The organism is Parasphingopyxis sp. (assembly GCF_052168295.1).
Classification (GTDB): Bacteria; Pseudomonadota; Alphaproteobacteria; order Sphingomonadales; family Sphingomonadaceae; genus Parasphingopyxis.
The window spans coordinates 1-9504 of record NZ_JBQLZN010000014.1 but is presented as its reverse complement, the minus strand read 5'-3'; the positions used below and the strand labels follow the sequence as shown (position 1 = coordinate 9504).

Genomic DNA, 9504 nt, shown 5'->3' with positions numbered 1-9504 from the left:
GTTCAATCGGAAAAGCGAGACACCTGCGCCCGGGCCGGCTTTCGTTATGGTGGCGACCGTCGCAGATCGGGCCGCGGGCTCTTGACAACTCGGCGGGCGTTTTGAATTTCGGCGAAAGGGCGATAGTGTCGCAAGTCTGACATGCATGATATCGCCTCTCTTAGTCCGCCGACCAAGCCGAAAACGATCCAGTCGTTTTCCGGGTGGCGGGATGCAATTCAGGAACTGTTCCCCGGTTTCGATCCCAAACCGCATAGCGGCGACCCGTTTGAAGCCCGGGTAAGCCACTGGATGGTGGGCGACTTGGATATCGCGGATATGCACGCCGGCCGCTGCCTGGTAGCGCATGACCGGTTGCATCAGCGTGCGGCAATGCGCCCCGGCTGCTGCCTGATCTTGCAGATGGCCGGTGAGGCGCAGGTCGAACAGGCCAATCACCTCGTATCGCTGCGTCCCGGGGATCTGACGCTGGTGGACGGGACTCGCCCGGTCCGCTTCGATTTCGTTCAGCCTTATCGACAGATCAGCGTCCGCCTCGGCCATGGCTCGGTGGCGGACAGGTTCGGCGGCAGCGTGCCGGTCGGCGAAATCCTTTCCGGCAGCGATATCATGACCGAGATTATTCGGGGAATGATCGTTTCGCTGTCGACTGGCGCGATGGATCTGGACGCACCAAAGGCCAATCTTCTGGTCACCAATCTGCTCGATCTGATCGGCACGGCCATACCGGGTCTTGATGGCGGCAACGGTCCGGTGGGCGCTGACGAAGATGGCGAGCGCAGATCGGGCGCGGAATTACTGCTAGTCAAATACTTCATCGAGCGGAACCTGTCGCAGCCCGATCTCGATCCGCGGAGCATCGCGCAAGAGTGCGGCATGTCGTTGCGCAAGCTCTACCGGCTGTTCGAAGATGAGGGAACGACGCCGAACCAGTGGCTGATCGAACGCCGGCTACTGGAGAGCCGCCGCCTGCTCAAGGCGCCGCAGAACCGGTCGCTGCCGATCGGCAATGTCGCGATGAACACCGGCTTTTCCAGCTTCAGCCATTTCAGCCGGAGCTATAAACAGCGTTTCGGCCTGTCGCCGAAAGAGGACCGGCTGTCCGCCTAGCTTGTCGTCCTAACCGCTGAAATTGCTGTCAAATCACTCCCGAGCCGCGCGAATGGCACGGTCGGGCATTTATCGGGCACGCACAGGCAAGCTCGGACAAATCCCGCCCGCTACGCTGCCGTCCTGTAAACGGGACAAGGCACGTACATGGCGACAGCGACATCCGAGCGACACGAGACCGATGCCCGTACTCTCTTTTCGTTGGACGGGAAGGTGGCCCTCGTAACCGGGAGCAGCCGCGGACTGGGCCACGCGATGGCCGTTGCTTTCGCCCGGCAAGGCGCGCGCGTCGTCTTGCATGGCCGCGATCCGGATCAGCTCACCGCGCTGGCGGAGCGGTTGGAGGAGAGTGGCGCGAAAGCGGGGACTGCCTCTTTTGACGTAACCGACCTGCCAGCCTGCGAACGCGCGATCGACGCCATCGTTTCGGATCATGGCCGCCTCGACATATTGGTGAACAATGCCGGCTTGGCCAGCCGGGCGTCCGTTGCCGAGACTGCGCTCGCCGATTGGCGGACCATGCTCGATGCGAACCTCACATCTTGTTTCCTACTTGCCCAACGTGCCGGCGCGCATATGCGCAAGCGCGGATATGGGCGGATCATCAATATTTCCTCTGCCGCCGGCCTGTTCGCGGCGCGGGACCGGGCGGCGTACGTCACGACCAAACATGCGCTGATGGGGCTGACCAAGTCGCTGGCGCTCGAATTCGGCCCGTTCAGCATCACGGCCAATGCTATCGCGCCCGGGTTCATTGCGACTGACATGACGGCGGAAATGCGCAACGACAGTCAGGCGGACAGCTGGGTCAAAGCACGCAACCCACAGGGCCGCTGGGGCCAGGCGGATGATGTCGCCTTTGCCGCCGCTTATCTCGCATCGGAAGAGGCGAAATTCGTGAATGGCGCTATCCTGACCGTGGACGGCGGAATGTCCGCCGTCGTGATCTGAGCGGAAAGGAGATCGCGCGACATGGGCACGGCACGAATGAAACACCCGATTACGGGGGATATCTATACCGACGAGCACGGCGATGTGCGGGTCGAGCGGGGCGATAAGAACGGCCTGTTCCGGCGCGACGGCTCCTGGATCAGCGGCGAGCTGCGCGAGGCGGATCCGATGATGTGCATCTGGATGGCGGGTCACAATTTCGGCGACTCCGTGCCGTTCCGCAATCAGCGTCTGCAAAAGGATCATGGAGCGGGCCGTCGCAAGACCGAGGCCGGAGAGGAATCGTAATGAAGTCCAAAGAAAAAACCGCCGCGCCGGCGCCCGGCGCGCATTACCAGAAAGAGCTCGATCGCGAAGATCGGCCGATCCCCGATTTCCTGCGCGAAATCCGGCCCGATACCGCGGGGCCGGATACGGTGCCGATCGAGAAATATATCTCCCGCGACTATCACGAGAAAGAGATCGAAGGCGTCTGGAAGAAAACGTGGCAATGGGCTTGCCGCGAGGAACAGATCCCCGAGGCCGGTGACACATTCATCTACGATATCTGCGGCATATCCGTTGTCCTGGTCCGGCAGCGTTCGGGCGCCATCAAGGCGTTCCGCAATGTGTGCCTCCATCGCGGCCGGCGCTTGTGCGATTACAACGCCCGGGTCAGCGAGCTGCGTTGCCCGTTCCACGGTTTCGCCTGGAAGCTGGACGGCGATCTCAAAACGGTGCCGACGCCCTGGGACCTACCGCACGTCGAGCGCGAGAAATTCAGCCTGCCCGAAGTCCATGTCGATACATGGGCGGGCTTCGTCTTCGTGAATCTCGACGAGGATCCAAGTCCGCTGGCCGATACGCTGGACATATTGCCCGACCACTTCGCGCGCTGGGACCTGCAGGATCGCGCGATCATCGCCGACGTTTCCAAGATCATGCGCTGCAACTGGAAGATCAACAAGGAGGGTTTCCTCGAAACCTGGCACGTCTACGCCACTCATCCGCAACTATTGGCCAGCTTCGGAGCATTCACTTCGCAGTTCGACGTATACGATACCGTCGGGCGTGGCATGGCGCCGTTGATGGGAGACACACCTGCGCTGGCCAACAAGCCCACCGAACAGGAGCGGCTCAACTCGCTGACCTACCAATATCTGGCCGGTGCCGAAGGGCCACCCGTACCGGAAGGCGAACGCGCGCGCGATTATGCGGCGACACAGGGGCGCGCGGCGCTGAAGGACTCGATCGGGGACAAGGCGGACGAATATTGCAACTCGGAGCTGATGGATACGATCGCCTATTCGGTCTTCCCGAACTTCCTGCTCTTCGGCGGCCCGGGTGTCAGGCAGATGTATCGCTGGCGGCCCTACAAGAACCGGCACGACATGAGCGTCATGGACGTCGTGCTGCTCGCGCCGTTCGACGGTGAGCGGCCCGAAGCGGCCGAACACAGGACCGTGGGGCCGGACGAATCCTGGCGGGTCGCGAGTGAACTCGGCGGTCTCGCCCTGATCGAGGATCAGGACGCGACCAATTTGGAGGCCGTCCAGATCGGCCTCGAAGGAGCGTCGCACGATGAGGTGACGCTCGCGAAATACCAGGAATCGCTGATCCGGCATTTTCACCGTTTGCTGGACGAGCATGTCGCGGCGATCGCACGCAAGACCGAATAAAAACTGTAAAAACAGTATGATGGAAGGGGAGCGGAAATGGCTTTAGGGTCAAGAATATCGAGCAACTGTTCGTTGCTGGCGCTCATGGCGCCGGTGGCCCTGGGGGGCTGGTCGACTGGCGCCCTAGCCCAGACGGAAGAGGCGAGCGCTGCCGCGACGCAGCAATCGTCGGGCGTCATCGTCGTCACCGCCCAACGCCGGGACGAAAGCATCACGGACGTTCCCGTTTCGATCAGCGTGTTGTCGCCCGAAACGGTGGAATCGTTCGGTGTGCGCGAGGTGAACGACCTTGCCCTGACCACCCCTTCATTGACGCTGAACGGATCAAGCGGCGTTGCCGGTGAAGGCTTCAAGGTCCGGGGAATCGGAGGATCGACCCTAGCAGACGGTATCGAGCAGAGCGTGAGCGTGCTGGTCGATGAAGTCGTCACCGGATCGAGCGGCTCGGGCCTGCTCGAATTCTGGGACATCGAACGCATAGAGATCCTGCGCGGTCCGCAGGGCACCTTGTTCGGCAAGAATGCCTCGGCCGGTGTCATTTCGATCCTCACGGCAGACCCCAGCGATGTGTTCGAAGCGGGCGTCGACGCCGAATACAGCCCGACCTTCGATGCCACGCGGCTCGAAGCGCATGTCAGCGGTCCGATCACCGATAATTGGAGCCTGCGTCTGTCGGGTTTCTATTCGGATCAAAACGAGGGTTTCATCGATAATCCGGTTCGCAACGTGACCGAGAACAGGGGCGAGAGCTGGGGCGTTCGGCTGAAGAGCCGGCTGAACCTCGGCCAGTTCCGCCTCGATGGCTCGATCGAAGTGTTCGAACAGGAGCAGGATTGCTGTGCGCGGACGTTCAGTTTCGTCGATACCGATATCGCAAACCAGAGCACCTTCGGCCGCCTCTTCCTCTCGCGGATCGCAGCCAACGGCGTTCAGCCCGGCATAGGCAACACCGTTAACATCTCCGACGCGCCGATCCGGCACACAAACGATGTCGTCCACGCAACGCTTACTCCGTCCTACAGTTTCGATGACGGATCCGAGATCAGGGCCATTTTCGGCTATCGCAGCTGGGAGCAGCGTGCGCTTACCGACAGCGATATGCTCGACATCGATCTGGCCAATGTGTTCGATATTTTCCGTGACATGGAGGTAACATCGCAGGAACTGCAATATATTTCCCCGGCGGAGGATCGCTTCTCCTATATTCTCGGCCTCTATCATTTCGAGCAGCGTTTCGATGTCGATGCCGAGCTTGGCACGGGCACGTTCCTGACCAATGGCGTTCCGCTGCAGACACTGCAAACGACCGTTGTCGAGAGCGAGAATTTCGCTCTCTACGGCCATGCGACGTTCGAGATCAGCGACAATTGGGAAATATTCGCAGGCGCGCGGCTTATCCGCGACGAGATCGAAGCGGATTTCGTCAGCAACGGGAACTTCTTCTTCTTCCCGACGGGCTTGCGTACCGGCAATGCGCGAGCTGAAGACACGAACTGGGCTGGCACTGCGGGCATCGAGTACAATGTTACCGACGATATCATGGTCTATGCGGCCGCTTCGCGTGGCTATAAGGGGCCTGCAATTGACGTCAGCATCAGTGGCGGCATCGCCAATCCGGGCTCCGATCCGACGCTTGAGCCTGAAATCGTGACGAACTACGAGCTGGGCTTCAAAAGCGCCTTGCTCGGCGGCGATGTCCGGCTCGATATCGTGACCTATCTCAGCAACGTCCGGGATTTTCAGGCGACGGCCTTCGATCCGCAGACGGCGACCTTCGTTCTGCGCAATGCCGGTAAGGTCCGCAGTATGGGCGTCGAGGTCGATTTCAGCGCGACGCCAATCGAGGGACTGCAGACCTATTTCAACCTCGCCTATACCGACGCCGAGTTCGTGGAGTTTCTCGGCGTGCCGTGCACGGTGCCCCAAGTGTCCGCGGGCAGTTGTTCCAACGCCGCGGGCGGACAGGATCTGTCCGGCCAACCGGTCAACCAAGTCCCCGAATTGGCGCTCACCCTGGGCGCGCGCTACGACTTCGATCTCGGCTCTGTTCCCGTCTTCCTGCGCGGTGATGCGGCCTGGCAGGACTCGGTGATCTCCGATCTCGATCTAGATCCGAACACGCGGATCCCTTCCCATTGGATCGCCAATTTCGAGGCGGGATTCGAACCGATCGAGGGTGGGGTCTTCTCGGTATGGGTGCGCAACGCGTTCGACGAAATCTACCCGACCCGCATCCTCGATGTAGCGGCCTTCTCAGGCGGATATGCACAATTCCTCGGCATCGGGCGGCAGGTCGGCTTTTCTTTCTCATATGACTATTGACGCCGTTGAGCAGCCGGCCCCGCTGGCCGGCAACGACGGGGACACCCGCCTCCGTCAATGGTTCGCGCGACGATCTTGGTATCGCTGGTATGCGCTCGGCGTTCTAACGCTCGTCTATACATCAAGCCATGTCGACCGCCAGATCGTGGCGATCCTGCTCGAGCCGATCGGCCAAGATCTCGGGGCGAGTGATACGCAGCTCGGCTTCCTGGTCGGGCTGACCTTCGCGGTTTTCTACGCGACGCTCGGCATCCCGATCGCGATGATCGCCGATCGCAGCAACCGGCGGAACATCATCACGGCCGCGGTCGTGATCTGGAGCGGCATGACGGTTCTGTGCGGCTATGCCCAGAATTTCCTGCAGCTGGCACTGGCGCGGATCGGCGTCGGGGTCGGCGAGGCGGGTTCGTCCCCGCCATCGCATTCGCTCATCTCAGACCTGTTCCCGGCAAGCCTGCGCGCGACGGCGCTTGGAATATTCGCTGTCGGTGTCAATCTCGGCGTCCTGATCGCCTATCTGGGCGGCGGTTTCATGAGCGAAGCCTGGGGCTGGCGCTGGACGTTGATTGCCGTCGGCCTGCCCGGGCTGCTGATTGCAGCGATCACCTTCTTTACGTTGATCGAACCCAAACGCGGCGCATCGGAGACGAAAGCCGCAAAGCCCGACGAGCAGGCGCCGCCGCTCCGCAATGTATGGCGGAAGATGTGGCGTACTCCGGCGCTCCGGCATCTGACATTGGGCGCGGCGGTCGCCGGTTTCAGCGGATACGGGATCGTCATGTGGACGCCGACATTCCTGATGCGCTCGCACGGGCTTTCGGCGGCGGAAGTCGGCATCGTGCTCGCGCTCATGTCCGGCGTGCTCGGCGGCATCGGCACCTATTCGGCCGGCTATCTGGCGGACGGGCTGGCGAAGCGGGACGAACGCTGGCGGGCATGGGTCGTCGGTGCGGCCAAGGTCCTGACCGTGCCCTTCTTCATCGGTTTCTTCATAGTCGAAGATACACGCACCGCGTTGCTGCTTTTCGCCGTTCCCGCGTTCCTCAGCGGTTTCTCGCTCGGCCCTACTTTCGCCCTGGTTCAATCGCTCGTCGATATCAGGATGCGCGCCGTAGCTTCGAGCATCCTGCTGTTCCTGCTCAATATCATCGGCATGGGATTGGGGCCGCAGGTCGTCGGTATCCTGTCCGACCTCTTCTCCGGACAATATGGCGACGAGTCGCTCAGAATGGCGTTGCTCGTCCCGGCCGTCGTGAACATCTGGTGCGGGCTCCACTATTACCTCGCCGGCCGCGCGCTGGGTCAGGCAGGAAACGGTCCAGCAAGACCAACGATTAACTGAATTGATCAGATGTCGTTTATCGGGCTTTGTTACACAAGGTTGGTACGTCCGCTTCTGCCTCATTCAGTCCCCGCGCTACGCCTGTCGTTCTACTTCACCTTCTTCGCCAGCACCCCTCCCGCGAAGCGGGTTCGTGCTTCGGGGACTTCCGTACGCCTACGGCGCCCGGAACCCTTCACCATCCGACAGTCCGCTTTCATATCAGAACTCCGGCAAAGCAGACGCTCCGCAAGCGACCACATTGCGGACGTTTGGGGCGATTTCGCGGCTACCCAAGAGCGGCCATTCGAGGAGAATACCTCAAAGGCCTAGCCGCACCGAGCCAAGATCGTATACGAGAAGTCTGGCGATTATATACTTGATTGGACCAGGTAGGCGCGCTGGTCAGCAGCCGGCCGAGGCCGTTATAGCGTAACCGCCCACGGTTCCGGTGATGCGGCAGGATAGAAGAGGCTAAAGCCGGAGTGCCGCTTGGGGCGGGCTGAAGGGGGCCTGTTATCGGTTGACACCGGTTGACACGCGGTGGGGGTGGCCGGGCCGTCAGCAGTCAAAGTTGACGAAGTTGACGCATAGCGCGCGTCGTGCCGCTGGGTCAGGAGATCGACAGGGTCAAAGAGCTTACGGCTGGGCCGTTAGACGAAAGATAGCATGGGCGGATGGATGTAGGACAGAAAATTAGCGCGTAGGTAGAGAACTGTCATGACAATCTATTTTGTTTCAATTTCAAGAGCCTTGGCTAGATTTTTGACTGCATTAAAAACTTCATGCTCACCAATATAGTTTGCGATTTTTTCGCGCTCTTCAGGGAATGGAGAATACCAAGTAACAGTATTGAAAATATTATCGAATAACTCATTCTCTTGAGGAGTTATGGCATCATCTATATCGTTTTCATTGTATAATGTCTCGAAATTAGAGCAGAATTTACTTGTATTGATCTGCCCATTCAAAAATGAACTGATTAGTTTCTTGAGAATTTTCGAAGTATCGTCTTTCATATATTTACCTAATTCGCAAAACCTCGAGCAGTTGACCGATATAGTACGTGAACGATCTGGCCAGTACGCTCATTTATAAGTACTTCCAATGTGCCGCTGCTCCACCTCCTTTGTCCAACCGAATTCAAAAAAGTGCGTCCCGCAGTGATGGTGTACATGAACTGATTTGCAACCCCTTGAGGATCAGGGCGGCGCACCCCTGCAGACAGAGCTTGGGTAATTGCCTGCACTGGGATGTAGCTGCGTTGACCAGCGAGTTGAGCGGCTACAGTCCTCGAAGTATTTAAAGCTCCGCTCGGCAAAATCGCTCTACTAAGCAATGCCGCACTGTCAGGTGCTACTCCACTAGCTGTGCTGCGAATGCCCAGCCGTCCCAATCCCCATCTAATGCCAGAGGCAATTGCACCGGCAACCGCAGTCACAACGCCAGTTGTGACAAAATCTTCCTCAAGAGGTTCGTCTGCAGGGATAGTGATGAAACTGCCGCTTCCCCCGCCGCCGCTGTTTCCTTCGTCAGTAAATGTCAGCGGCCCACGTATTCCGCTTTGTTGGCCGCCAAGGGCCCGCAGTGCGTCCTGCTGCCGCGAGCTGAAGCTGTATCCAAAGCTTGCCGATGAGCAGAACGTCCGATCCTCGCACGCGATCAACCCCGTCGGATCCGCCCCATTCACCGGATCATTCCCGACATAGGTGTAAAGGTTCATCCCGTCCTCATAGCCGATGGGATCGGTCTGCATGAACCGGCCCATGTGGGGCGCGTACATGCGGGCCTTGTATTGGTACAGCTGCATCTGCGGCAGCCAGATCTGGCCAGTATATTGGAACCGTCCGATATTGTCCGGCGCGGGCACTCCCCAGGTGTCATAGGTGTTGATGTCGGTGACCGTGCCGCCGCTGTCGCTGACCGCGACGATGCTGCCGCGCTCGTCGGCGTGGAGGAAGCGGGGCGAGCTGGTGCCGCTGCCCTCGTACCGCGAGCGGGACCGTGGCGCCGGGGGCGCCGCGAAAGCCCGCGCAGCCTGCGGATCGTCCACCCCCGCGCCATGGACATAGCGGCGCAGTATCGCCGTGCCGGCGCTGTTATATTCAACCGCCAGCTCGTCGCCGTCATAGAGATAGCGTA

The 9504-nt window shown here is 60.1% G+C and carries 8 protein-coding genes and 1 pseudogene; 7 read left to right on the top strand and 2 right to left on the bottom strand.

What is annotated here, in order from left to right; all coding sequences use genetic code 11:
* Positions 1–141: 141 nt before the first annotated feature.
* From ACTS1Z_RS01970 to ACTS1Z_RS01940, 7 genes and pseudogenes are all read left to right on the top strand, one after another.
* Positions 142–1110: a helix-turn-helix domain-containing protein gene (locus ACTS1Z_RS01970; RefSeq protein ID WP_442622753.1), complete on the top strand. Its 969-nt coding sequence runs from the start codon at positions 142–144 to the stop codon at positions 1108–1110.
* A gap of 213 nt (positions 1111–1323) precedes the next feature.
* Complete coding sequence (locus ACTS1Z_RS01965; RefSeq protein ID WP_442622752.1) at positions 1324–2061, top strand: SDR family NAD(P)-dependent oxidoreductase; 738 nt, start codon at positions 1324–1326, stop codon at positions 2059–2061.
* Between the two features lie 21 nt (positions 2062–2082).
* Entirely contained in the window at positions 2083–2349 is a 267-nt protein-coding gene (locus ACTS1Z_RS01960; RefSeq protein ID WP_442622751.1) for a hypothetical protein, read from the top strand.
* Positions 2349–3719: an aromatic ring-hydroxylating oxygenase subunit alpha gene (locus ACTS1Z_RS01955; RefSeq protein ID WP_442622750.1), complete on the top strand. Its 1371-nt coding sequence runs from the start codon at positions 2349–2351 to the stop codon at positions 3717–3719. The genes ACTS1Z_RS01960 and ACTS1Z_RS01955 overlap by 1 nt, the downstream gene beginning before the upstream one ends.
* Positions 3720–3755: 36 nt before the next feature.
* Positions 3756–4244: pseudogene (locus tag ACTS1Z_RS01950) on the top strand (TonB-dependent receptor plug domain-containing protein); the annotation flags it as partial.
* A gap of 42 nt (positions 4245–4286) precedes the next feature.
* A complete protein-coding gene (locus tag ACTS1Z_RS01945) occupies positions 4287–6041 on the top strand; it encodes a TonB-dependent receptor (RefSeq protein WP_442622754.1) in 1755 nt (584 codons plus the stop codon).
* Entirely contained in the window at positions 6031–7383 is a 1353-nt protein-coding gene (locus ACTS1Z_RS01940; protein WP_442622749.1) for a spinster family MFS transporter, read from the top strand. The genes ACTS1Z_RS01945 and ACTS1Z_RS01940 overlap by 11 nt, the downstream gene beginning before the upstream one ends.
* A gap of 707 nt (positions 7384–8090) precedes the next feature.
* On the opposite strand, the gene ACTS1Z_RS01935 is transcribed toward ACTS1Z_RS01940, so the two are convergent.
* Positions 8091–8381: a hypothetical protein gene (locus ACTS1Z_RS01935; protein ID WP_442622748.1), complete on the bottom strand. Its 291-nt coding sequence runs from the start codon at positions 8379–8381 to the stop codon at positions 8091–8093.
* A gap of 8 nt (positions 8382–8389) precedes the next feature.
* On the bottom strand, positions 8390–9504 hold a 1115-nt coding region (locus tag ACTS1Z_RS01930), incomplete at its 5' end, for an RHS repeat-associated core domain-containing protein (RefSeq protein ID WP_442622747.1).

Coding starts and splice junctions, on each gene's coding strand:
- ACTS1Z_RS01970 (WP_442622753.1), top strand. CDS start 142: ATGCATGATATCGCCTCTCTTAGTCCGCCGACCAAGCCGAAAACGATC.
- ACTS1Z_RS01960 (WP_442622751.1), top strand. CDS start 2,083: ATGGGCACGGCACGAATGAAACACCCGATTACGGGGGATATCTATACC.
- ACTS1Z_RS01955 (WP_442622750.1), top strand. CDS start 2,349: ATGAAGTCCAAAGAAAAAACCGCCGCGCCGGCGCCCGGCGCGCATTAC.
- ACTS1Z_RS01940 (WP_442622749.1), top strand. CDS start 6,031: ATGACTATTGACGCCGTTGAGCAGCCGGCCCCGCTGGCCGGCAACGAC.
- ACTS1Z_RS01935 (WP_442622748.1), bottom strand. CDS start 8,381: ATGAAAGACGATACTTCGAAAATTCTCAAGAAACTAATCAGTTCATTT.